Raw genomic sequence first — 22,479 nt, 5'->3', positions numbered from 1 at the left:
CCGTAGTCATCATTCATGCTTCGTCAATGCACAGCGGATGATGCGCTCTTGCTCTTTTCGGTGGACGACCGGATCGCCTTCCGCCGGGCTGGCCCGCCGGCGTCGCCCAATGTAACTGACATCGACACCCTCTGGAGCCAACGCCCGCAGGCGCGGTTCCATATACAGCCATGCCCCCATGTTTTTCGGTTCTTCTTGCACCCAGACGAGCTCTTTGACGTTCGGATAGCGGGCGATGATGTCTTTCACCGCTTCTTCCGGGAACGGATACAGCTCTTCAATGCGCACGATATGCAGCCAGTCAAGACCTTCCATTTTGCCGATTTGTTCCGCCAAATCGATCATCAATTTTCCAGTGCCAAACACGATGCGTTCCACTTTGCCAGCGTCAGCGCCCAATCCCGGCTGTTCGAGCACCGGCGAGAACGCACCGTCAACGAACGCTTCCGCATCCGACGCTGCCAGCGGATGGCGGAGCAAGCTTTTTGGCGTCATAATGATGAGCGGACGCACTTCTTCTCTTGTCAACAGCGCCGCCTGCCGCCGCAAAATATGGAAATATTGCGCGGCCGTCGATAAGTTGGCAACCGTCCAGTTGTTTTCCGCCGCCAGCTGCAAAAAGCGCTCGACGCGGCCGCTTGAATGTTCAGGGCCTTGCCCTTCGTAGCCGTGCGGCAATAGCATGACAAGCCCGGATTTTTGCCCCCATTTCGCCCGGCCGGATGAAATGAATTGATCAAACATCACTTGCGCCATGTTGGCGAAGTCGCCAAATTGCGCTTCCCAAAGCACGAGCGTCTCCGGCGCGTAAACGTTGTAGCCGTATTCATAGCCGAGCACAGCGGCTTCCGTCAGCGGGCTGTTGTACACGACAAACGACGCTTTGGCGCCGCTGATGTGGTGAAGCGGCACATACTCTTCTCCGGTTTTCACGTCATGGAGCACCAAATGGCGCTGCGCAAACGTGCCGCGCTGCGAATCTTGCCCGGTCAAGCGGATCGGCACGCCGTCTTGCAAAATCGTGGCAAACGCTAAAATTTCCGCGTGCGCCCAATCGACTTTGCCGTTTTGCGCAAACACGCCGCTTCGCCGTTTTAAAATGCGCTCAAGCTTGTTAAAGACGTTGAATCCGTCCGGAAACTGCAGCAATTCTTCGTTCACACGATGGAGCACGTCTTTCGCCACGCCCGTTTTCACTTCCGGCAGCCGATCGACGACCGGTTTGGGCGGATCCATGATGAAATCGAGTTCGTCTTCGTTTTTCGGCACCCGCTCGTAGGCGATTTTCAGCCGTTCGGCCACCTCTTGCTCCATTTCGTCGACTTCCCGCTCGGTGATGATCCCTTTTTCCATCAATTTTTGCGCATACAGCTGGCGTACGGTCGGATGTTGGTTGATGATCGCGTACATCGTCGGGTTCGTCGCCATCGGCTCATCCATTTCATTATGACCGAAGCGGCGGTAACCGATTAGGTCAATGACAAAGTCTTTTTTAAACCGCTGGCGGTAGGCAAACGCCAAGCATGCGGCCGCCAAACAAGCCTCCGGGTCGTCGGCATTGACGTGCACAATCGGCACCTCAAACCCTTTCGCCATATCGGAAGCATACGTCGTCGAGCGTGAATCGTAACTCTCCGTCGTAAAGCCGATCATGTTATTGGCGATGATATGGATCGTCCCGCCGGTCGTATAGCCGCGCAGCTGGCTTAAGTTGAGCGTTTCCGCGACGATCCCTTGTCCCGGGAACGCGGCATCGCCGTGAATCAAGATGGCAAACGACGCATCCATATTTTGCACCGGCACTCCTGGTTTCGTCCGATCCTCTTGCGCGGCGCGCGTGTAGCCAAGCACAACCGGATTGACCACTTCGAGATGGCTTGGGTTGTTCGCGAGCGTAATCCGCATCGTATGCGCGCTTTTATTGCGAAGGCGGCGCGCCGCCCCCAAATGGTATTTCACGTCACCCGTCCAGCCGTAGGTAATGGCCACCGCTCCTTCAGACGGAATAAAGTTTTTGCTCTCTGCATGCTGAAACTCGGCGAAAATCATTTCGTACGGCTTGCCGAGCACGTGAGCCAGCACGTTCAACCGGCCGCGGTGCGCCATGCCGATGTTGACGGCGTCGATTTCATGCTCGATCGCCTGTCTGACAAGCTCATCCAAAAGCGGCACCATGGAATCAAGCCCTTCGATCGAAAACCGTTTTTGCCCGACATACGTCCGGTGGATGAACTTTTCAAACCCTTCCACTTCCGTCAAGCGGCGCAACAAAGCGACCCGCTCTTTGTTCGCCAAGCTCGGGTAATACGCTCCGGACTCGATTTGCTGGATGAGCCAGTTCCTCTCTTCGAGATTATGTACTTGCGAGAATTCGAACGCGATTTTGTCCGTGTAAATTTTGCGCAAATGCAAGATGGCGTCCCAGCCGTTTTGGACATGCGCCGGAGCGTGGGGACAAAGAAACGCGACCGGAATGCGCTTTAAATCCTCTTCCGTTAAATCGTATTCGTCAAGCTCCAAGCGGCGCAGCTTTTTCTCCTTTTTGACAAGCGGATTCGTATCGGCAGCTAGATGGCCGTAATGGCGAATGCTGTCCGCCAGCTTGACAGCGGCGACAAGCTTGCTGAAGGCGTTCGGTGTTTCCGGCAGCCGAAATGTTTGGTGTGTTTGTGCCACACCGCCGTCTGCCGGTGAAACCGGCTCTTCGACAACCGGCGTCCCCCACTGTTCGAATAATCGTTTCAGTTCCGGGTCGACACTGTCCGGGTCATCGAGATACTGTTCATACATGTCGATGACATAACCGAGGTTCGGCCCGTAAAACTGGCTCCACGGTTGAGCGTAGTTTGTCTGTTTTGCCATCGTGAAAAAACCTCCACCTTGTTTTCGCATCGTTTGGGCTGGCAACAGCTATGCATAAAAGTCCTCATTGCGCTGCCAGCATCCCCAAACGTACAGCAAAATAACGGTATAAACGTTTTCACTGTTTATTTTAGCACTATCGCTCACTAAAATCGACGAAGAAGCTGAAAAAATTTCACTTATTATCATTGTATGAATAGAAAAAAGATCGTGACTGCACGGCGGGGAACATTCATGATTTTAAGTAAACGCCGACCGACATTCATCTCCCACTTATTTTTGGACTGCACCCTGTACAAAGCGAAAGTGAAAGTCTCCTATTCGAAAATTATTGAACGCTCTCTTACCTACGCAAACGTTTAGCGGTGGGAGATTCTTTGGAACAACCGCTCCACGACAGGCTTGCCAGCCAAGCCATCCTCGTATGTCCCACGGTTCCGTTGTCTTACGAAGACAGCAAGCGAAATCCTTCTTTTTTTGGGCGGCGTTAGGGGAACATCCTTGATGCTTCATCCTCCACTTACGCACGCGGAAATGGGAGCCTTCTCGGCTAGAGATGATAAAAAAGGTGCCCCGTTGCCGCTAGGACACCCTCTATTTTCTGTGAAAATGCGCCGCCTTGATAAGTCATTTTCATGCCAGGGTGGGGAGCAAGGCTTGCTCATGGATGTTTTTTATGAAATCTTAAACTTCTCAACCAGTTGTTTCAACTGCCGACTCATTTCGCTTAACGCCTCCGCCGATTCGGTCACCGTCGAAAGCGCCTGCAGCTGGTCATCAGCCGAAGCAGCCACTTCTTCCGCCGCTGCCGCTGCTTGTTGGGCGATGGCGGCGATGTTTTGCATCGCTCCGACGACATCGTCTTTGCTCGCGTTCATCAGCTTTGCTTCCTCCATAATCCCCGCAAGCGCATCAGCCACTTGCTCCATCATGCCGGTGATTTTGATAAACGAATCGCCGGTCGTGTGCACCGCTTTCCGCTGCTCGTTGTAGGCGTCTTTCGAACGGCCGACCGCCTCGATTGCCAATCCGGCCTGTTGCTGGATGGCGGCAATCGTCGCGCGGATCATTTCCGTCGCTTTCGCCGATTGTTCGGCCAGCTTGCGCACTTCATCAGCGACAACGGCAAACCCTTTCCCATGCTCGCCGGCCCGCGCCGCCTCGATGCTGGCGTTTAACGCCAGCAAATTCGTCTGTCCAGAAATGGCTGTGATCGTTTGAATGACATCGTCAATTTCTTTCATTTTTTTCACAAGGTCGTTAATGACGTTTTCTACTGACTCCAGCTCATGTTTCGCTTCTTCCGATTTTTTCTGCAAAATGTTTAAATGCTCCAAGCCATCGTAGCTCGCCGTTTTCGTTTCATCGGAAAGCGACTCCATTCCAGCCGTCGCATTCGTAACCGATTCGATTTGCTGCGACAGCGTCGTCGTCCGCTCATTGATCGTATCAAGACTTCCTGCTTGATCGGTTGTTCCTTTGGCAATTTCGCCGATCGCTTTCGCCACTTGTTCGCTTGTCGCCATCGTTTCTTCCGAGACAGCGCTCAAATGGTCGGCCGAAACGGCCAATTCATTGACCGAGCGGTTCACCTCGCTGATCAGCATCCGCATATGGTCGATCATGTCATTGAAGTGGCGGGCGAGACGACCGATCTCATCTTTGGCAGTGATGCGTGCGTGCACCGTCAAGTCACCGCCCGCCGCCTTTTCGACTTGCTCTTGCAGCGCCACAATCGGCCTTGTGATTGAGCGCGCTAAGAAATACACAGCAACAAGCGCCACAATGAGCGCAATAATGGTAATGACAAGCATGTTTGCTCCAAGCGAGCGGCTCATCGCCGATAAGTCTTTTTCTTTATAGACGGCGCCGACTTTCCAGCCGAGCTCTGGAATCGTAGTGAAGTACATCACCCGCCGTTCGCCGTCTTGCTCGTATTCGTGCATTCCTTTTTCATGCTCGAGCATATAGCGGACCGTCGCGTTTTTCGCCATGTTTTTCCCCTTGTATTGAGGGTGGACGACCGCCGTCCCCTTCGCGTCAAACAGCACCGGATAGCCGTGATAGCCGACGTCGCTCGCATTGACGATTCTTGTCACCGCATCGAGCGTCATATCGATGCCGATGACCGCAACAATGCGGCCGTTTTCGCTCACCGCTTTGGCCAACGTCACAACGTGCTTGCCGGTAATCGCATCGACGTACGGTTCGGTCCACACCACTTCATCCGGCCGCTTCATCGCCGCTTTATACCACGGGCGGCTCGTCGGATCGTATCCGTCCGGGAGCTCTGTCATCGGCGATATATACATTTTCTTCTGCTCCGTGCCAATATAGATGAATTGCACATTCTCATGCAGGCGCAAAAACGTGCGGAACTGCTTTTCCAGCCCGGGCCAGGCGCTTTCATCCTGAACCATTTGCAAAGCCAACGGCGATTCACTGAATTGCACTAAGCTATTCTCCTCACTTTGAAAACTGTCGCGAATATCGCCGAGCAATCCGTCAAGCGCCGACTGCGCCCGCTGTTTCACGTCAGCATCCACCATCTTCCGCATTTGCACAACCCCAACGAGTTGTGTCGCGGCCAATGAAATCACTAACAATAAAGCCATCAAGACGATCAATTTGCTGCGCAATGTCCGGAACACTCTCTATTTCTCCCCTCTGTTTCCTCTTTTTGTCACACTAATTTTCATTATACAAAGGACGATCGCCCCCCGTCTATAGGAGGACCTTCTTAATTCATACATAACGAATCGACGCACATGAGACAATAAACGAGAGGAAGGTGAATGACAATGGGCGCCATCGAACACGAAGGATATCGATTTGAGATCGAATACAGCGTCCTGTTGCAAAAAGGGGCGCTGCACGTTTATCGCGACGGTGAATTGATTGAGGAAATTGAGTTTGCATTTTGCGGCGAAAAGCCCGATGAACAGCAAATTGAAGCGCTTGTGAGCGAGTATGTCGAGCAAAAAACCTCCGGCCGCTGTTAGTTGTCGGGGTTTTTCTTTCCATTTTTTCGCGTTTTCCGTTATGATGAAGGTAAAAAAGCAAGGGGATCGGCATGTACGATAAACGTTTATACGTCTTTGACGGCAACACCCCGCGCGAAGCGGTCATCCGCAACTATACGACAGACGACTTTGCTGATCTCATCCGCGTGCAGCAAGAAAGTTTTCCGCCCCCGTTTCCATCGGAGTTGTGGTGGAACGAGGAACAATTAACCAACCATGTCACCTTGTTTCCCGAAGGGGCGCTTTGCGTCGAAGTCGAAGGGCGCATCGTCGGATCGATGACCGGCTTGATCGTTGATTTTGATCCAGCCCATGCCGATCATACATGGGAAGAGATCACCGACGGCGGCTATATCCGCAACCACCGCCCGGATGGCAACACGCTGTATGTCGTCGACATTTGCGTCTCGCCGCCATACCGGAAGCTCGGCCTCGGCAAGTGGCTCATGCAGTCGATGTATGAAGTCGTCGTCCATCTCGGCCTCGACCGGCTGCTCGGCGGCGGGCGGATGCCTGGCTACCATCGACATGCGGCTGAACTATCGCCGGAAGCCTACATCGACAAAGTCGTTGCTGGCGAGCTGAGCGATCCGGTCATTACGTTTTTGCTTCGCTGCGGTCGCACACCGCTTGCGATTGTCCGTAATTATTTAGAAGACGAAGAATCGCTCAACCATGCCGTGTTAATGGAATGGCGCAATCCGTTTAAGCAAACATAAGGAAAAATTTGCAACCCTGAAAAGAAAGGAATCGCCGGCAGCGGCCGCGAATAAGAAAAGGAGACTATAGACAGAAAGGAATCGCGATTGATGAGGACGATTTCCTACAGCGATCCGCTCGCTCCTTTGCTCATTCGCAATGAACTGTTTTCCTTGCTGCCGGCGCACATCCGTCATCTGACCGTCGTTTGCATCGGCAGCAATCGCATCAACGGCGACAGCTTAGGGCCGTTCGTCGGCACGCTGCTGGAAAACGCTTATCCGGATCATTTGACCGTCATCGGCACGCTCAGGCAACCCGTCGATGCGACAAACATCCGACGCGTTTCCGAACAATTGCAAAACGAACACGGAGCATATGTAGTGGCAATCGACAGCATTGTCGGGCCGCAGCCGTTCGTCCATACGATCGCCATCCGCCCTGGCGCCCTTTCCCCTGGCACGGCGCTCGGCAAATCGCTGCCATCGATCGGCGACATCAGCATGATGGGCGTCGTGATGGAAGATACCGCCGATATGAGCGCACTTCCGTACACGAATTTGCACATTGTTTACCAAATGGCGAAAGTCATCGCTTTAGGCCTTTCACTTACGATCCGGCAGCGGTATGGCTATGAATCATCGACACCGCTGTTGGCATAACGCAGAACGAAAAAAGCGCGGCGAACATAAACGTCGCCACGCTTTCATTCAGGCAAGTGAAAATGTTCGTTTGACAAACGACACGACTTCCTCAGCCGTGCCGAGCGACAACACCGTCTCTTTGATGCGGGCCGCCTCTTCTTTCGCCAGTTGTTTCAACTGAGCGCGCGCCGGCAAAATCGAGGTGGCGCTCATGCTGAACTCATCAAGGCCAAGGGCAAGCAAAATCGGAATGGCGATCGGGTCGCCCGCCATTTCGCCGCACATCCCGACCCACTTGCCTTCGCGATGGGCAGCGTCGATGACGTGGCTGATCAACCGCAAAATGGCTGGGTTGTACGGCTGGTACAAATACGAAACACGCTCATTCATCCGGTCGGCCGCCATCGTATATTGGATCAAGTCGTTCGTTCCAATGCTGAAGAAATCGACTTCTTTCGCAAACTGGTCCGCCATGACGGCAGCCGCCGGAATCTCGACCATCATGCCGACTTCAATTCCATCCGCAACGGCAACCCCTTGGCGGAGGAGCGCCTCTTTTTCTTCAAGCAAAATGGCTTTTGCTTGGCGGAATTCATCGAGCGTCGCAATCATCGGGAACATGATTTTCAAATTGCCGTGCACACTCGCCCGCAGCAAGGCGCGCAGCTGCGTGCGGAACATGTCTTGCATTTCCAAACAAAGGCGAATGGCTCGAAACCCTAAAAACGGGTTCATCTCTTTTGGCAAGTGTAAATACGGGAGCTCTTTGTCGCCGCCAATGTCAAGCGTACGCACAACGACCGGCTTGCCATTCATTTGTTCCAGCACCGTTTTGTAAGCCGCAAACTGTTCGTCTTCCGTAGGCAGCTCCGATCGTCCCATGTATAAAAATTCCGTGCGATACAATCCGATCCCTTCCGCCCCGTTGGCCAACGCTCCTTTCACATCGTCCGGCGTGCCGATATTGGCCGCCAGCTCAACGTGCACGCCATCAGCGGTGACCGTCGGTTGATCGACAAGCTTCGCCCATTCCGCTTTTTGCTCCTCATAGCGAGCCCGCTTCTCTTCATAACGCGCAAGCAGCTCCGGAGACGGATTGACGACGACTTGACCGTCGAGCCCATCGACGATGACCATGTCGCCGTTTTTTACTTCCGCCGTTACCGCCTTCGTGCCGACGACAGCCGGAATTTCGAGCGAGCGGGCCATAATGGCCGAGTGCGACGTTCGCCCGCCGATGTCGGTGGCAAATCCTTTCACATATTGGCGGTTCAGCTGCGCCGTATCGGATGGCGTCAAGTCTTCCGCGATGATCACGACTTCCTCAGAAATGAGGCTCGGGTTCGAGATCGTGACGCCAAGCAGATGGGCGAGGACGCGCTTTGTCACATCGCGGATATCGGCGGCCCGCTCTTTCATATACTCATTGTCCATGCCTTCAAACATGGAAATGAAAAACGATGCCGTTTCATGGAGCGCATATTCCGCATTCACTTGTTCCGTTTTGATTTTTTCCTTAATCGGGTTCAGCAATTCTGGGTCGTCAAGCACAAGCAAGTGGGCGGCAAAAATGGCGGCTTTGTCTTCACCAAGCTTTTCCAAGGCATGCTGTTTGATGGCTTCCAGCTCTTCTTTCGCTTTCGCGACCGCCGCCTCAAGCCGCGCAATTTCCGCCTCGACGTCGGCGACCGTCCGTTTTTCGGCCGCCAAATGAGGTGTTTCCAAGCGGTATGCCTTGGCGATGGCGATGCCGCTTGAAGCGGCGATGCCATGAATCATTTTTTCCATTATTCCGCAAGGCCTTCCTTTGCCAACGTATCGGTTAACGCCGCCATTGCTTCTGCCGCATCGGCCCCTTCTGCCGTGATTTTGATCGTTGCCCCTTTCGGAATGCCTAACGACATGACGCCCATGATCGATTTCAAGTTCACCGTTTTGCCGTTGTACTCAAGCTGGATTTCGCTGTTGAATTTGCTCGCCGTTTGCACCAAAATCGTCGCCGGACGAGCGTGGATGCCGGAATCCGAAACGACTTTAAACGTTTTTTCTGCCATGTTCATCATTCCCCTTTTCTTCAATTTTTTCTTTGCCATCATATCAAATGCAGGGGCGGGAAGGCAACGGAAAATGCTTGTCCCCGCCCCGCGGCGAATAAGCAGCTTAGCGGATCGTCACAACAGCGTCTTCTCCTCGAGCAACTGAGCCTTGCTTGTTGACGTGAACCGTTTCGCCGGCTTTGAGATTCGTGAAAATCACCGGCGTGACGATCGATGGGGCGTTCTGTTTGACATAATCAAGGTCGACGCGCAAAATCGGCTGCCCTTTTTTCACTTCGTCGCCTTCCTTCACAAGCGCTTCAAACCCTTGGCCGTTCAGCTTCACCGTATCGATGCCGACGTGGATCAAAATTTCATGCCCGCCGGCCGATTGAATGCCAATGGCGTGCTTCGTCGGAAAGACGTTGATGATCTTCCCATCAACCGGAGAGACGACCGTGCCGTCCGTCGGCATGACAGCGAACCCATCGCCCATCATTTTTTGCGAAAACACTTGGTCCGGCACTTCAGCGAGCGGAACGACCTCTCCTGACATCGGCGAAGCAATCGTTTCGGATTTCACGGTTTCCGGCGCCGCTGCTTTCGGTTTCTCTTCCGCCCGGGCCGGCGCTTTTCCTTGCATGATGTCTTGAATTTGCCCTTTTAACATATCCGATTTCGGACCGAAAATCGCTTGCACGTTGTTGCCGACTTCCAGCACCCCGGCAGCGCCAAGCGCCTTCAGGCGGTCTTTATCGACTTGGCCAATGTCATGGACCGACACGCGCAAACGTGTAATGCAGGCGTCCAAATGTTCGATGTTTTCCTTTCCGCCAAGAGCAGCGAGCACTTCATACGGCAGGTCGCCAGCAGCGGCCGCCTCGGCTTTCGGTGCTTCCTCAACCGTTTTTTCCCGGCCCGGCGTCGCCAAATCCCATTTGCGGATTGCAAAGCGGAATCCGAAATAGTAAATCACGGCAAACACCAAGCCGACCGGAATGACGAGCCACCATGCCGTCCGGTTTGGCAGAACGCCAAACAGCAAGAAGTCAATGACCCCGCCGGAGAACGTCATCCCGATTTTGACGTTCAACAAGTGCATGATCATAAACGACAAGCCGGCAAAAACGCAGTGAATGGCAAACAGCGCCGGAGCGACAAACAAGAACGAAAATTCGATCGGTTCGGTAATCCCAGTCAAAAACGATGTCAACGCGGCCGACCCCATGATGCCGGCCACAACTTTTTTGTTTTCCGGCCGCGCTTCATGGTAGATCGCAAGCGCCGCTGCCGGGAGACCGAACATCATAAACGGGAACTTCCCGGTCATGAACGTGCCGGCCGTCAATTTGACCCCGTCTTTCAGTTGCTCGAAAAAGATTTTTTGATCGCCATGGACCACTTGCCCGGCTTTATTGACGTATTCGCCAAATTCAAACCAAAACGGTGCATAGAAAATATGATGCAAGCCAAACGGAATGAGCGCCCGTTCGATGACGCCGAAAATAAAGGCGGCCAACGGTTTGTTCGCATCGATCATATTGTGCGAAAACGCATTGAGCCCGTGCTGAATCGGCGGCCAGATGAATGTCATGATAATGCCAAGCACGACCGCAGACGCCGCCGTCACGATCGGCACGAACCGCTTGCCGGCAAAAAAGCCGAGATATTGAGGCAGTTCAATATTGAAGTATTTGTTGTACATGTAGGCGGCCAAAATCCCGACGATAATCCCGCCAAAGACGCCGGTTTGCAGCGTCGGGATGCCGAGAATGTTGGCATACGAAGGGTCAGAGCCGACCATATCGGCCGTTACGCCTAAGATGACGCTCATCGTCACGTTCATAATCAAGTAGCCGATGATCGCCGCCAAGCCCGCGACCCCGTCCCCGCCGGCAAGGCCGATCGCCACGCCGACTGCAAACAAGAGCGACAAGTTGGAGAAGACGATGCCGCCTGCTTGCTCCATCACGTTGGAGACGAGCACGACCCAGTCGGCTTTTAATGCGGGAATTTTGTCCGTGAGCGCCGGGTTTTTCAAGGCGTTGCCAAACGCCAGCAAAATCCCAGCCGCCGGCAAGATCGCCACCGGCAGCATGAGCGCTTTCCCGACCTTTTGCAGCGTGCCAAACGCTCGCTTCATCTTCATAACCTCCTTTAGGTTCCTTGTTCTTAAGTTTTGCAGCAAACGGCCGATTCATGTATCGAAAATGGAGCGGACGCTTCCGAGGGGCATCGGCGCAATAAAAAAGGCATGACTAAAGAGAGGCAAAAGAACGCTTACAACAGCGCAAAGATGAATTTGCAACTGTTGCCGCCTTGTTTGCCCTCTTTACTCATGCCTGATCGAGTCAGTAACACGTAAAGCGAGACAACCTATGCAGTTGTATTGTTCTTTTTCTCCGCCAGCCGTTGCAAATGCAACGTCAAATAGACCGCCTCGGCATCGTCCGCCGGCAGATGAAGCGTTTGCTGCATGACTTTGACCAACTTCCATGCTAGATTATAGCATAATGGATACGCTTCCTTCAAGATTTTCGACAAATTTTTTGGTTCTTCGACTTTTTCACCTTTTTTCATCCGCTCAATCGCATAGCGCAAATGGCGGACGAAACGCAAATAATGAACGCTCTCGCGGTCGATGTCAACGCCAAGCTGTTGCTCGACGATCTTGACAAGGTCAGCAATGAGCTGGGAATATCGATTCGCTTCCGACACGCTTTGTTTCGAAATCGCGCTATGAATGTGAAGGGCAATAAAGCCTGTCTCCCCTTCAGGCAGGGAGACTCCAAGCTTTTGTTCAATCGTGCGGGCCACTTCATTGGCAATTTCATATTCCAACGGATACAAGCTTTTCGTCTCAGCCAAAAACGGGTTTTTGACGTCCAATCCTTGTTCAAGCCGCTTTAATGTAAAAGCGATATGGTCCGTCAGCGCCACATGGATGTGCTCGTCGAGCGGTGCGCCTACGCGTTGCTGAATATGTTGAACCACCTCGCTCATGAGGGCGATGAATTCTTCGCTCAATTCCGGAAGCAGCTTTTTGTATTGCTCTTGTTCGCGTTCGTTTTTCAGAACGAAACATTTTTCCACAGCGCTCTTCGCAATCTCGTCCCCCCGTTTTTTGCCGAAGCCGATTCCTTTGCCAAGCAGAACGACTTCGCCATACGCCGGATGGGAAGCGATTAACACGTTATTGTTGAGCGTTTTTTCGACGCGAAACGGCTGTTCCATCAGGCTCCCTCCTTTCCGCACCCATCGTCTGCCGCTAGTCTATGCAGACTACATTATAAACCGGACGGGCCATCGCTCTCAATGACGTTTTTTGGATGGGGAGATGCTCTTCTCGACATACTAATAAGAGGGCTGGGAGGGAGGAAAGGTTTTGCGGGCATACGGCAAGCGGAGCGAAACGGGCCGAAAGGAGGGGATCGCATGTCGAACAAAGGGAGACAAAACAAGGTGAGCCAAGAAACAGCCAACCCGACCGTCTCCAAGGCGGAGGCAGAAATGGCCAAAGACAGCGTGGATACGGCCAAGCAAGCGAAAAAGAACCGCTCGTAGCGACAGCGAGGCTGCCCTTTTTTGGGGACAGCCCCGCTGTTTTGCCGCTATAACGCCGGCCATCGGCCCGGCCGCCCACTTCGACGGCGACTAGGCCGTCCGGCGCACCGGATGAAGACGGCTGAAAATCATCTTCAATAACGGCGGCGTCACAACAGTCGTTACCAATACGACGATGATCATGACCGCAAACATGTCCCCATCAAGCAGGCCGGCTTCCAAGCCGATGCCGGCGATGATGAGCGCCACCTCACCGCGCGACACCATGCCAGCGCCGACCGCCAGCGAGCTTCCCCACGAAAATCCGGCCCATTTTGCCCCCAGCGCGGCGCCGACAAGCTTTGTCAAAATCGCGAGCGCACTCCAACCGACAATCAGCGGCCAATGCTCGACGATGCCGGAAAAGTCGGCCGCAACCCCGATGGAGGTAAAAAAGACAGGGACAAACAAAGAATAGGCGATCGTTTCCACTTTCTCAAATACTTCTTCCCGATAGTCCGTAAAACTCGCGCCAAGCCCGGCCATATAGGCGCCGATGATCGCCGCCACCCCCATCGCCTCAGCAAAATAGGCAAAGGCAAAACAGATGACCAGTCCGGCTGAGACGACCGCCTCGGTTACGCGCAATGGGGCAAACCACTTTAATACGAGCGGGATGGCTTTCCAAGCGAGCAAAATGGCAACGGCAAAAAAGATGACTTTTTTCAGCACAACCGCACCAAGCTCGACGTCGCCGCCAGTTAGGCTTAATAAAAACGCCAAGGCAATGACGACCAGCACGTCGTCGATGACCGCCGCGCCGAGAATCGCGGATCCTTCCTTCGATTGCAGCTGTCCCATCTCTTTGAGCGCCTGCACGGAAATGCTGACGCTCGTTGCGGACAGCAAAAGTCCGAGGAAAAGAGCTGTGCCGGTTTCCATGCCGAACGCTGCGCCAGCCGCATACCCGGCGAGCAGCGGAACGAGAATGCCGAGCACTCCGACCGCCACAGCAGCTTTTCCAGTGCGCCGAAACTGGTCCATATCCGTCTCAAGGCCGGCGATAAACATAAGCAAAATGACGCCGATTTGGCTTAACTCCTGCAAAAGGTCGGTATCCTCGATCACACCGAGCACGCTCGGACCAAGCGCAATGCCGATGAGCAGCTTGCCGAGCACGGCGGGCTGGCCAAGGCGCACGGCAAGATCGCCGGCAAGTTTGGCGGCGAACAAAATGACTGCCAGTTGGGCGATGAACACATCATCACATCCTTTTCCCATTATTCCTCCTCAAACTACGTTTATCATGTGCAATAGGTTTCATTTTTAACGGATTTCCGAAAGAAGTCTCCCACTTCAAGCAAAGCTAAGTCGGAATCGTTCCCTCTACGATCGGCAGTTTCGACCCTAAACAACTGAAAGAGAAATTTTACGAACCAAAACGCGCTGTGCACCGACAGGGCCTATGATGATCCGCAAAGCATCGGCCTCTGCCTGCCATGCAACTCGGCTGCCTATCAGCCATCGATTGAGCCGTTAGCCCAAAAAAAACAGATATCCTCGCTCTGCGTGGACGCCTGTTGTTATGACAGCGCATTTTGCCGGCCGTTTGCGGCTTTGACGCCGCCGGACGGAAACGTCAAATGAACAGTCGTTCCCTTCCCAACCTCGCTTTCGATCCGCATCGTTCCTTTATGTTCTTGAACGATTTTCATGCTTGTCGTCAGCCCGAGTCCCATTCCTTTTTCTTTCAAAGTGAAAAACGGTTCACCGATTTTCTGCAGCCGCTCTTTCGAAATGCCGACGCCGGTGTCGGCAACATCGACATAGATCTTCCCGTCCGCTTCCGCAACGTGGACGTATAAAATTCCGCCATCAGGCATCGCTTCGATGGCATTTTTCATAACGTTCAACAACACTTGAACAATTTGGTTTTGATCGCCGTACACACAAGCTTTCGGAGCGGTGTTATGGACGGAAATGGAAACGTTGTTCAACGTCGCCTCATGGCCAATCAAGCTGATGACATACGAAATGGCCTCGTCTAGCAAAAACGGCCGATAATCGTGGCTTTGCGGCTTGGCGAGCACCAGCAGCTCGCTCACAATTTGGTTGATGCGGCCGAGTTCACTTAACATAATGCGCATATAATGATCATTCACTTCGCGCGTTTCTTGCATCATCTGAATAAATCCTTTCATGGAGGTGAGCGGATTGCGGATTTCATGGGCAATGCCGGCGGCCAGCTCGCCAAGGACGGACAGCTTTTCTTTTTTCAAGAGCAGCTCCTCGGCAAGCTTTTGCTGGGTAATGTCGCGGCCGATCGTCAGCAGCCCTTTGCGCGCTCCGTTTTCGTCAAAGAGCGGCACTTTAATGACGTCAAACGTCTTCACTTCCCCATCCGGCGTCGCAAACGACTCCTCGCGGCGGGTGACCGTTCCGCTTTTCCATGCTTCGCGGTCCGATTCGATGCACTGCTCGAAAGCGTCCTTAAAAAACGGCACCAGCTCGCCAAGTTCACGATCGGTTTTCCCGACATAGTCGATACGCTCGAGATGATAAAGCCGCTGTCCGAAATCGTTGACGCGCAGCCATCGACCCTCGCTGTCTTTAAAGCAAACGAAATCGGGCATCGAATTGATGAGCGTAAGCAGCTGTTGTTCATTTTCTTCGATCTTTTCCAGCTGCTCGCGTTTTTTTAACAGCTGGTACAAAAAAATAGCCGAGAGCAAAATAAACACGGCCCCTTTGGCGGCGCCAAGCGCCATATATACAGCGCGGCTGATCGACAGCATATTGAGCAAGGTGTCGGTGGCGGCAATCCATAAAATGCTGCCTATGATATATACTGCGATTACTTTTGTTTTGTTGACCACGTTGTCATCGAACCCCTAACATGCAAAGTCGCTGGCGGCCACGGTCGCCCTCTAGGCTACATTTCCCGCGCCCAGCCGAGCAACCGCACGGCCAAGAGGGCGGCGCGCTCATGGTCAAGCCGCTTTTTTAGCGATGCCTCAAGCCGCTCGGCCACCGCCTCCGCCTCTTCCTCATAGGCGAACGAAAATGACCACTCAAGCGCCGGAATGGCAATCACGATATATTCTTCTTTTCGATTTTCGTAAATGTAGACATTAGCCGGAGCTTGTCCGTCCATCACCGGCGTTTTGCGGATTTTCATTTTTCCGTCCCACCTTTTCCTTTCAAGCCGTCCCCATTTTGTTTATTTTAACAAACGCCCGCTCCCTACTCAATATAAATCATTTTCCTTGTCATTCCCCCGTCGATGACCAAATTGACCCCGGTGATAAAATCGTTTTCCTCATCGCATAAATACAGACAAGCGCGGGCGATATCGTCCGGTTTGCCGACGCGGCCGGCCGGGTGCTGCCGGTGGTCAATGTCTCGCAGTTGCCCATAATCGCCCGTTTCAATCCAACCGGGGCTGATGCAATTGACGCGAATGCGATCATCCGCAAACGACACCGCCAGCGCATGGGTCAAAGCGACAAGGCCGCCTTTCGATGCAGCGTACGCCTCGGAATTCGGCTCGGACATGAGCGCCCTTGTCGAGGCAATGTTGACGATGGCTCCGCCTTTTGCATTGCGGCGTATATATTTCGCTGCTTCTCGAGAAGCAAAAAAAGCGCTGCGCAAATTCGTTGACAGCACGTCATCCCACTCCTCAACCGTCAGCTCATACGGCGACTTCCAGCGTGAGACGCCAGCATTGTTGATCAAATAGTCAATGCGGCCGAAGCGGCCGGCAGCTTCTTGTACAAACCGTTCAATATCGTCCACCTTCCGCACATCCGCTGCCACAAAGATCGCCTTGAACCCGTCCGACTGCAATTGCGCGGCGAACGCTTCACCGTTTTGAATATCGCGGTCGATGATCACGACGTTCGCTCCCTGTTTTGCGAATGCTCTAGCGATCGCCTTGCCGATCCCATTCGCTCCACCGGTGACAATGGCTGTTTTCTGTTCCATGCTCATGTGCAATCTCTTCTCCCTTCCTTTGCTCCCTTTGCTTTCGGGTGGGATCCAACCGCAAGAGGTAGGCTTTATGCATGACCTTCCCTCCTACGATAAGGAACGTTTGTTCTATTCATGACCATTTTATACCTTTCGTTCTTTTGATGCAAGAGAAAGGTGGATGAGGAAAGATACCGATTCATCCCCCACTTGCGCTCATGCATGGAAGTGAGGATTTTCTCGGCCCGAGATGTGAAAAAGACCGCCATTCGGCGGTCTTTTTTGGCATCTTACCGATAGGGGCCATACGAGATTGGAAAGCCAGGCGCATACGGGGTTCCTCCGCCATAATATGGAGGCAGCGGCGCGGCAGGATAGCCATAGCCATACGGCATCACCGGGGCATACGGCTGCGGCGCCATCGGTGGATAGTACAGCGGCGCATACGGATGTGCGCCAGGAACGAAACCTGGTGTTGCACCAGCAGCCATTCCAGACAGCGTGCCAGGAACGGCCACGGGAGCCGTGCTGCCAGCCGGGGGGACGTTTTCTGCATACGGGGCCGTCATGCCATACGGAATAGCGGCGTCATCAGGCGTCATCGGCGGCGTGTTTTCTTTCCCACCCATCGGCCAAACGGAAGCATGGGCCATATTCGGCCCGGCTCCTAAACCGAGCGGCGGCGCCGGCAGCATCATATCGGAGCTGTCCGGACTGTCTGGACTGTCAAGATGGACCGGACTGACAAGCGGCGCTGGCGGCGCAACCGGTGGACACCAATAGCCATAAGGCGTTGCCGGCGGATAATACGCCATCGGCATCACTTGAGTCGGCGTTGCTTCATTTGGCGTCGTTGCCGATAGCGGAGCCATCGGCGGCACGTTATTCTCCATCCACCCGGCTTCATTGTCATGGCCGGAAGAGGTTGAAAACGGACCATTCATATACGGATCCCAATGATTCATTGTTCTCTCCCTTTCTTGCTTATATTCTCGGGGCGCGTACCCACCCATATTGTATGTCGGAACAAGCAAAGGGTGTTTGCCCGGCCAAAATATAGGTATTTCACCCAACAGGCGTCTGTGATACGATAAATAACGGTGACGATGGCGAATCAACGCTTGGGGGGACATGCGATGGATGAAGCACTGGCGGCCAAGCAAATCGATGAATTGCGCAACGGAATCATCTCCGAACTGTTGGTGAAAAAAGAGGACTTCCCTGTTTTTCGCGCCGTGCTCGTCAAACAGCCCGACTTCAAACGATTTCGCGGCATCGCCCAGCGCGGCGGTCATGTTATTTACCACTATATGGATGCTCCGCGCAACTAAAAGCCCCTCTTCCCATGGCTTCACACCCGGCTTTCCGTCCTGGAAGCCGGGTGTTTTTGCTCACGGAGAATTTTCCATCCCTCTCTATGAAACTAGTCATTTCAATGCCTCGCGCGTTTTTTCCATCATTTCGATAATGACTCATCGCGTGATCCTTGTTACTCTAGTAGCGAGTTTGCAAGACAAAAGGAGGGATGTGGATGAAACAAGCAAAAGCATGGGTGACGGCTATGTTGTGCGGCATATTTTTCTTTGCCGGCCATGCCGATGCGGCGACGATCCACACCGTCAAGCGCTGCGACACGCTTTGGAAAATCGCGAAACAATACGGTGTGCCGCTGAAACAACTGCAGCAGACAAATCGCAAAGGCGATTGGCTATATCCTGGTGAAAAACTCGTCATCCCTGATGCCGGGATCACGGCGGCAGAGAAAGATTTGCTCGCTCGCCTCGTCCATGCCGAGGCGAAAGGGGAACCGTACGCCGGGAAAGTGGCCGTGGCAACGGTCGTGCTCAACCGCGTCGACCATCCGGATTTTCCGGATACGATCCGTGCCGTCATTTATGAGCGCTCTGGCGGCCATTATGCATTCACGCCGGTCGCAAACGGATCGATCGACGAACCGGCCGACCGTGAATCATACCGCGCCGTTGAAGAAGCACTTGCTTTTCGCGGTTTAGGAAACGGCTCGCTCTATTTCTATAATCCGAAAACGGCGAAAAGCAAATGGCTGCGCTCCCGTCCGGTGACGGTCGTCATCGGCAACCATGTGTTTGCCAAGTAGACGAAAACAAGGGACGGCTTCGCCCCTTGTTTTTTTTTAAAATATCAGATTTTAGGAAAGAAACCCCTTTACTTGTGCATAAAAATAAGGCAAACTAGTAAAAAAGCGCCTGCTCCTTTTTATAAAGAGCGGGCACAACGGCCAGGGCGCACCGGCCGGCCGCCTTTTCGGCCGATCACGCCCGTTTTAGCCGCCGACGACTATATTCGGTTTAAAAAGGGGAATGATAGAATGGTGAAAAAAGCAAAAGTCGGGGACATTATTGAATTTAAAAATGGATTGCGCGGCATCGTGGAAAAAGTGAACGAAAACTCGGTCATCGTCGATTTGACATATATGAAAAACTACCGCGAGCTTGATTTGCAAGAGCGGACGGTGGTCAACCATAAAAATTATAAGATTATTGAATAGAAAAAAGAGGCCGTCAAGAGCCTCTTTTTTGTTTACGAAATGCGGGCGAGTTCATCACATTCATAGATGTGGACGCCGTTCGCTGCGGACGCCGCCCGGTAAAACATCGCCAAAGCAAGCTGATGGGCGTCAACCGGCTTATATTTTTTCCATTTGCCGACGAACAAAAACGGCAGCCGGCATAACAGCCACCCGGCAAGCATCTCGCCAAGGCGGAACTCCCGACGCTTGCCGACGAGCAACGATGGACGGAAAATATGAAGCGATGGGATGGAAAGCCGCTGCAACGCCTCTTCCACCTCTCCTTTGACGCGCTGGTAAAAAAACGGCGAACACGGGTTGGCGCCAACCGAAGAGACGGTCAAAAAGCTTTTCACGCGGCACTTTTCCGCCAACGCCGCCGCGCGCAGCGTATATTCATAGTCGACTCGAATGAACCGTTGCTTTGTTTTCGCCTTTTTCCGCGTCGTCCCAAGGCAACAAAACACATCGTCCACATAAAAATATCGTTCGTACGATTCAAGCCGCGCAAAATCGACGACGACTTGCTGCAGCTTTTCATGTTCCACCGGCAGCGGAGTGCGGACGAAAATGGTCACTTGCCGGTACAAATCCGACTCAAGCAGCAACTTGAGCAGCTCTCCGCCGACCAAGCCGCTCGCCCCAAGCAAAAGAGCTGTTCTTCGCTCCAACGCCAAAACCTCCAAGGCAAACATTCATTGTCCATTATATAGGAGTTGGAGCGAAAAAACTACCTCTTTTTTTTATCTCTAGCGGTTGTCGACTTTTTCTGGATACAAATCATGATTTAGCAGCCGGTATTCCGCCATTTTTTCGTATTTCGTCCCCGGGCGTCCCCAGTTGCAGTACGGATCGATGGAAATGCCGCCGCGCGGGGTGAATTTGCCCCACACTTCGATATAGCGCGGTTCCATGACTTTAATCAAATCGTTCATAATGATGTTGACGCAGTCTTCGTGAAAGTCGCCATGATTGCGGAAGCTGAACAAATACAGCTTCAACGATTTGCTTTCGACGCATTTTTTGTCCGGGATGTAGCTGATGTAAATCGTCGCGAAGTCCGGCTGCCCGGTTTTGGGACATAGCGAGGTGAACTCCGGACAATTGAACTTCACGAAATAATCCCGGTCAGGATGTTTGTTGTCAAACACTTCAAGAAGATTGGGATTGTACGTAAACGAATACGTTGTCCCTTGATGGCCAAGCAGCGTCAAGTCTTTCAATTCTTCCTCTTTTCTTCCTGCCATTCCTTCATTCCTCCCTCATTATTCATTGCCGGGCGAATCGCCGCACCCCGCTTTACACGCCGCGCTTGTTTCCCCAAAGAAGCGTGTGCAGCTGCGGCAGGATGTGGACGTCTGCCAGCTCCTCCGAATCGGCGGCTTGTTCCACGAGCCATTCCAACCGACTGAGAAGCTTCGCGCGGAGTGCATCCACATCTGAATCGGCCACATCGGCGTTTCCTGTCTGCAAATAAAACGGAACGCCTGGGTAACGGCGGTGCACCTCTTTCGCATACGCCAAATCGGCGTCATCAAAGACGACGACTTTCAAGCTGATGCGCCGCACCCGGCTTTGGTCAGCCTGCAGCCGTTCCATGATTTGATCGAGCGCCGACCAGTCGGTGTCCATCCCCGAGCTTGGCGGCTTCGGGGAAAGGGTGACGTCGTCAATGTCAAGCAGCCAATCCTGCCAACGGCTCCCTTGCGTTTCAACCGCAACCCGCATCCCTTTTTCATGAAGAAGGGCGACAAGCTCCCCAAGAGCCGCAATCAGAAGCGGGTTGCCGCCTGAAATCGTCACGTGGCGGAAGCGGCGGCCGCCCATGGCTTCAAGCCGCCGCCAAATTTCGTCTGCCGTCAGTTGCTCGATCTCGTCTTTCGCTGATCCGTCCCACGTAAACGCCGAATCGCACCAGCGGCAGCGGTAGTCGCAGCCGGCTGTGCGGACGAACATCGTCTTTTGGCCGATCACCATTCCCTCTCCTTGGATGGTCGGACCAAAAATCTCTAGCACCGGAATCGTGCGCGCCATTACCGCTCCCCCGCTTTCGGCCGGTAGACGACATAACTTGTCGGCGTTTCGCGGACAAACACTTGCAAACATGTCGGCTTGTGCGGCAGCGTATCCAAATAGCGCTGAATCGTTTCATAAATCGTGCGCGCCACCACTTCCGTCGTCGGAAACCGGTTCGGGTCGTTTTCATCAAAGCAATCGGCATGGTCATTGAGCAACGTATGATCCAGCTTTCCATGCACAAGCTGTTTGATCGTTTGAAAATTGACCAAAAATCCGCTTTCATCGAGCTCATCGCCAGCAATCGTCACATTGACGATGTAGGTGTGGCCGTGCACGTTGGCGCAGCTCCCGGCCGCTTCGTGCGGGATGAAATGGGCGGCGGCGATGTGCATATCTTTGTTCAGCTCATAGCGGTAAGGGTGCATCACTTGCGGATAAAGCTGGTGCATCATGGCCGCTCCACCCCCGCTTTTTCCCGCAAATAGTCATCCAACCCGCGCTTGCGCAGCAAGCATGCTGGACATTCGCCGCAGCCGTCGGCGATGATGCCGTTATAGCACGTCAGCGTCTTCGTGCGAATGAACTCGAGCGCCCCGAGCTCATCCGCGAGCTTCCACGTTTCCGCTTTCGTCAGCCACATGAGCGGCGTATGAATGACAAATTCGTAATCCATCGCTAAATTCAGCGTGACGTTCAATGATTTGATAAACACATCGCGGCAGTCCGGATAGCCGCTGAAATCCGTCTCGCACACTCCCGTCACAATATGGCGCGCGCCCCACTGTTTGGCAAACACCGCGGCGAACGATAAAAACAACAAATTGCGTCCGTCCACAAACGTCGTCGGCAGCCCGCCTTCCTTTTGTTCGATGGCGATATCATCACGCGTCAAGGCGTTCGGCGCCAATTGCCCAAGCAGCGACATATCGAGCACCGTATGGCGAACGCCAAGCTCAGCGGCAATTGCCTGAGCGACTTCAATTTCGCGGCGATGACGCTGCCCATAGTCAAACGTCACCGCTTCCACTTCCCCAAACTGCTCTTTCGCCCAAACCAAACACGTCGTGCTGTCTTGGCCGCCGCTGAAGACGACGACCGCCTTTTCTTCCTTCATCTTCATCACAATCAACCTC

At 53.4% G+C, this 22,479-nt stretch carries 23 protein-coding genes; 7 read left to right on the top strand and 16 right to left on the bottom strand.

From position 1 onward, the window contains the following. Positions 1–9: 9 nt before the first annotated feature. Positions 10–2,862, bottom strand: a complete 2,853-nt coding sequence (locus A0V43_RS02290) for a 2-oxoglutarate dehydrogenase E1 component (protein WP_063192291.1) — start codon at positions 2,860–2,862, stop codon at positions 10–12. A gap of 674 nt (positions 2,863–3,536) precedes the next feature. After that, entirely contained in the window at positions 3,537–5,513 is a 1,977-nt protein-coding gene (locus A0V43_RS02285) for a methyl-accepting chemotaxis protein (protein ID WP_063192290.1), read from the bottom strand. Between the two features lie 150 nt (positions 5,514–5,663). Here A0V43_RS02285 and A0V43_RS02280 point away from each other — a divergent pair, with 150 nt between their 5' ends. From A0V43_RS02280 to yyaC, 3 genes are all read left to right on the top strand, one after another. Next, on the top strand, positions 5,664–5,864 hold the full coding sequence (locus A0V43_RS02280) for a YbxH family protein (RefSeq protein ID WP_025949657.1): 201 nt from the start codon (positions 5,664–5,666) through the stop codon (positions 5,862–5,864). A 71-nt stretch (positions 5,865–5,935) separates the two neighbouring features. After that, entirely contained in the window at positions 5,936–6,604 is a 669-nt protein-coding gene (locus A0V43_RS02275) for a GNAT family N-acetyltransferase (protein ID WP_063192289.1), read from the top strand. 90 nt (positions 6,605–6,694) lie between these two features. After that, positions 6,695–7,246 carry a spore protease YyaC gene (gene yyaC, locus A0V43_RS02270; protein WP_063192288.1) on the top strand — a complete coding sequence of 184 codons (552 nt, stop codon included), beginning with the start codon at positions 6,695–6,697 and terminating at the stop codon, positions 7,244–7,246. Positions 7,247–7,294: 48 nt separating this feature from the next. Here yyaC and ptsP read toward each other — a convergent pair whose 3' ends face one another. The 4 genes from ptsP to glcT all read right to left on the bottom strand — a co-directional run bounded on the left by ptsP (position 7,295) and on the right by glcT (position 12,498). Then, on the bottom strand, positions 7,295–9,016 hold the full coding sequence (gene ptsP, locus A0V43_RS02265) for a phosphoenolpyruvate--protein phosphotransferase (RefSeq protein WP_063192287.1): 1,722 nt from the start codon (positions 9,014–9,016) through the stop codon (positions 7,295–7,297). Beyond that, a complete protein-coding gene (locus A0V43_RS02260; RefSeq protein WP_011230496.1) occupies positions 9,016–9,282 on the bottom strand; it encodes a phosphocarrier protein HPr in 267 nt (88 codons plus the stop codon). Before A0V43_RS02260 ends, ptsP begins: the two co-directional genes overlap by 1 nt. Positions 9,283–9,388: 106 nt before the next feature. Further along, a complete protein-coding gene (ptsG, locus tag A0V43_RS02255) occupies positions 9,389–11,407 on the bottom strand; it encodes a glucose-specific PTS transporter subunit IIBC (protein ID WP_063192286.1) in 2,019 nt (672 codons plus the stop codon). A 233-nt stretch (positions 11,408–11,640) separates the two neighbouring features. Further along, entirely contained in the window at positions 11,641–12,498 is an 858-nt protein-coding gene (gene glcT, locus A0V43_RS02250; RefSeq protein WP_025948355.1) for a glucose PTS transporter transcription antiterminator GlcT, read from the bottom strand. 201 nt (positions 12,499–12,699) lie between these two features. Between glcT and A0V43_RS20760 the strand changes: the two genes are divergently transcribed. Next, positions 12,700–12,828: a hypothetical protein gene (locus tag A0V43_RS20760; RefSeq protein WP_015374282.1), complete on the top strand. Its 129-nt coding sequence runs from the start codon at positions 12,700–12,702 to the stop codon at positions 12,826–12,828. Between the two features lie 90 nt (positions 12,829–12,918). Here the strand turns inward: A0V43_RS20760 and A0V43_RS02245 are convergent, their stop codons facing one another. The 5 genes from A0V43_RS02245 to A0V43_RS02225 form a co-directional block, all read right to left on the bottom strand. Further along, positions 12,919–14,088 (bottom strand): cation:proton antiporter, encoded by a 1,170-nt coding sequence (locus tag A0V43_RS02245; protein ID WP_206501577.1) that lies wholly within the window; start codon positions 14,086–14,088, stop codon positions 12,919–12,921. A gap of 302 nt (positions 14,089–14,390) precedes the next feature. Then, the gene (locus A0V43_RS02240) at positions 14,391–15,683 is read right to left on the bottom strand and encodes an ATP-binding protein (protein ID WP_015374280.1); all 1,293 of its coding nucleotides are present in this window, start codon (positions 15,681–15,683) and stop codon (positions 14,391–14,393) included. 56 nt (positions 15,684–15,739) lie between these two features. Further along, positions 15,740–15,985 carry a YueH family protein gene (locus A0V43_RS02235; RefSeq protein ID WP_011230486.1) on the bottom strand — a complete coding sequence of 82 codons (246 nt, stop codon included), beginning with the start codon at positions 15,983–15,985 and terminating at the stop codon, positions 15,740–15,742. Between the two features lie 65 nt (positions 15,986–16,050). Continuing rightward, positions 16,051–16,800 (bottom strand): SDR family NAD(P)-dependent oxidoreductase, encoded by a 750-nt coding sequence (locus tag A0V43_RS02230; RefSeq protein ID WP_063192285.1) that lies wholly within the window; start codon positions 16,798–16,800, stop codon positions 16,051–16,053. A 269-nt stretch (positions 16,801–17,069) separates the two neighbouring features. Continuing rightward, positions 17,070–17,744 (bottom strand): hypothetical protein, encoded by a 675-nt coding sequence (locus tag A0V43_RS02225; protein ID WP_063192284.1) that lies wholly within the window; start codon positions 17,742–17,744, stop codon positions 17,070–17,072. Between the two features lie 171 nt (positions 17,745–17,915). Here A0V43_RS02225 and A0V43_RS02220 point away from each other — a divergent pair, with 171 nt between their 5' ends. From A0V43_RS02220 to A0V43_RS02210, 3 genes are all read left to right on the top strand, one after another. After that, positions 17,916–18,110, top strand: a complete 195-nt coding sequence (locus A0V43_RS02220) for a hypothetical protein (protein ID WP_015374277.1) — start codon at positions 17,916–17,918, stop codon at positions 18,108–18,110. 200 nt (positions 18,111–18,310) lie between these two features. Beyond that, entirely contained in the window at positions 18,311–18,895 is a 585-nt protein-coding gene (locus A0V43_RS02215; RefSeq protein ID WP_063192283.1) for a cell wall hydrolase, read from the top strand. A 231-nt stretch (positions 18,896–19,126) separates the two neighbouring features. Continuing rightward, positions 19,127–19,306, top strand: coding sequence for a YkvS family protein (locus A0V43_RS02210; RefSeq protein ID WP_033005507.1), 180 nt, complete (start codon positions 19,127–19,129; stop codon positions 19,304–19,306). Between the two features lie 32 nt (positions 19,307–19,338). Here the strand turns inward: A0V43_RS02210 and A0V43_RS02205 are convergent, their stop codons facing one another. The 5 genes from A0V43_RS02205 to queC are packed head-to-tail and all read right to left on the bottom strand — an operon-like array spanning position 19,339 to position 22,466. Further along, positions 19,339–20,022 carry an NAD(P)H-binding protein gene (locus tag A0V43_RS02205; protein ID WP_063192282.1) on the bottom strand — a complete coding sequence of 228 codons (684 nt, stop codon included), beginning with the start codon at positions 20,020–20,022 and terminating at the stop codon, positions 19,339–19,341. A 54-nt stretch (positions 20,023–20,076) separates the two neighbouring features. Then, complete coding sequence (queF, locus tag A0V43_RS02200; RefSeq protein ID WP_025948364.1) at positions 20,077–20,574, bottom strand: preQ(1) synthase; 498 nt, start codon at positions 20,572–20,574, stop codon at positions 20,077–20,079. Positions 20,575–20,626: 52 nt separating this feature from the next. Continuing rightward, the gene (gene queE, locus A0V43_RS02195) at positions 20,627–21,361 is read right to left on the bottom strand and encodes a 7-carboxy-7-deazaguanine synthase QueE (protein ID WP_063192281.1); all 735 of its coding nucleotides are present in this window, start codon (positions 21,359–21,361) and stop codon (positions 20,627–20,629) included. Then, positions 21,361–21,798 (bottom strand): 6-carboxytetrahydropterin synthase QueD, encoded by a 438-nt coding sequence (gene queD, locus A0V43_RS02190; RefSeq protein ID WP_047753434.1) that lies wholly within the window; start codon positions 21,796–21,798, stop codon positions 21,361–21,363. Before queD ends, queE begins: the two co-directional genes overlap by 1 nt. After that, on the bottom strand, positions 21,795–22,466 hold the full coding sequence (gene queC / locus A0V43_RS02185; protein WP_063192280.1) for a 7-cyano-7-deazaguanine synthase QueC: 672 nt from the start codon (positions 22,464–22,466) through the stop codon (positions 21,795–21,797). The genes queD and queC overlap by 4 nt, the downstream gene beginning before the upstream one ends. Between the last annotated feature and the right edge of the window lie 13 nt (positions 22,467–22,479).

Origin of the sequence: Geobacillus sp. JS12, assembly GCF_001592395.1 — a bacterium.
GTDB lineage: Bacteria > Bacillota > Bacilli > Bacillales > Anoxybacillaceae > Geobacillus > Geobacillus zalihae.
This window is presented reverse-complemented; position numbering and strand designations above follow the sequence as displayed.

Excerpts from the sequence above, each read along its gene's own strand:
- A0V43_RS02290 (WP_063192291.1), bottom strand. The coding sequence starts at position 2,862 with ATGGCAAAACAGACAAACTACGCTCAACCGTGGAGCCAGTTTTACGGG.
- A0V43_RS02280 (WP_025949657.1), top strand. The coding sequence starts at position 5,664 with ATGGGCGCCATCGAACACGAAGGATATCGATTTGAGATCGAATACAGC.
- A0V43_RS02275 (WP_063192289.1), top strand. The coding sequence starts at position 5,936 with ATGTACGATAAACGTTTATACGTCTTTGACGGCAACACCCCGCGCGAA.
- yyaC (WP_063192288.1), top strand. The coding sequence starts at position 6,695 with ATGAGGACGATTTCCTACAGCGATCCGCTCGCTCCTTTGCTCATTCGC.
- ptsP (WP_063192287.1), bottom strand. The coding sequence starts at position 9,016 with ATGGAAAAAATGATTCATGGCATCGCCGCTTCAAGCGGCATCGCCATC.
- A0V43_RS02260 (WP_011230496.1), bottom strand. The coding sequence starts at position 9,282 with ATGGCAGAAAAAACGTTTAAAGTCGTTTCGGATTCCGGCATCCACGCT.
- ptsG (WP_063192286.1), bottom strand. The coding sequence starts at position 11,407 with ATGAAGCGAGCGTTTGGCACGCTGCAAAAGGTCGGGAAAGCGCTCATG.
- glcT (WP_025948355.1), bottom strand. The coding sequence starts at position 12,498 with ATGGAACAGCCGTTTCGCGTCGAAAAAACGCTCAACAATAACGTGTTA.
- A0V43_RS20760 (WP_015374282.1), top strand. The coding sequence starts at position 12,700 with ATGTCGAACAAAGGGAGACAAAACAAGGTGAGCCAAGAAACAGCCAAC.
- A0V43_RS02245 (WP_206501577.1), bottom strand. The coding sequence starts at position 14,088 with ATGGGAAAAGGATGTGATGATGTGTTCATCGCCCAACTGGCAGTCATT.
- A0V43_RS02235 (WP_011230486.1), bottom strand. The coding sequence starts at position 15,985 with ATGAAAATCCGCAAAACGCCGGTGATGGACGGACAAGCTCCGGCTAAT.
- A0V43_RS02230 (WP_063192285.1), bottom strand. The coding sequence starts at position 16,800 with ATGAGCATGGAACAGAAAACAGCCATTGTCACCGGTGGAGCGAATGGG.
- A0V43_RS02225 (WP_063192284.1), bottom strand. The coding sequence starts at position 17,744 with ATGAATCATTGGGATCCGTATATGAATGGTCCGTTTTCAACCTCTTCC.
- A0V43_RS02220 (WP_015374277.1), top strand. The coding sequence starts at position 17,916 with ATGGATGAAGCACTGGCGGCCAAGCAAATCGATGAATTGCGCAACGGA.
- A0V43_RS02215 (WP_063192283.1), top strand. The coding sequence starts at position 18,311 with ATGAAACAAGCAAAAGCATGGGTGACGGCTATGTTGTGCGGCATATTT.
- A0V43_RS02210 (WP_033005507.1), top strand. The coding sequence starts at position 19,127 with ATGGTGAAAAAAGCAAAAGTCGGGGACATTATTGAATTTAAAAATGGA.
- A0V43_RS02205 (WP_063192282.1), bottom strand. The coding sequence starts at position 20,022 with ATGTTTGCCTTGGAGGTTTTGGCGTTGGAGCGAAGAACAGCTCTTTTG.
- queF (WP_025948364.1), bottom strand. The coding sequence starts at position 20,574 with ATGGCAGGAAGAAAAGAGGAAGAATTGAAAGACTTGACGCTGCTTGGC.
- queE (WP_063192281.1), bottom strand. The coding sequence starts at position 21,361 with ATGGCGCGCACGATTCCGGTGCTAGAGATTTTTGGTCCGACCATCCAA.
- queD (WP_047753434.1), bottom strand. The coding sequence starts at position 21,798 with ATGATGCACCAGCTTTATCCGCAAGTGATGCACCCTTACCGCTATGAG.
- queC (WP_063192280.1), bottom strand. The coding sequence starts at position 22,466 with ATGAAGATGAAGGAAGAAAAGGCGGTCGTCGTCTTCAGCGGCGGCCAA.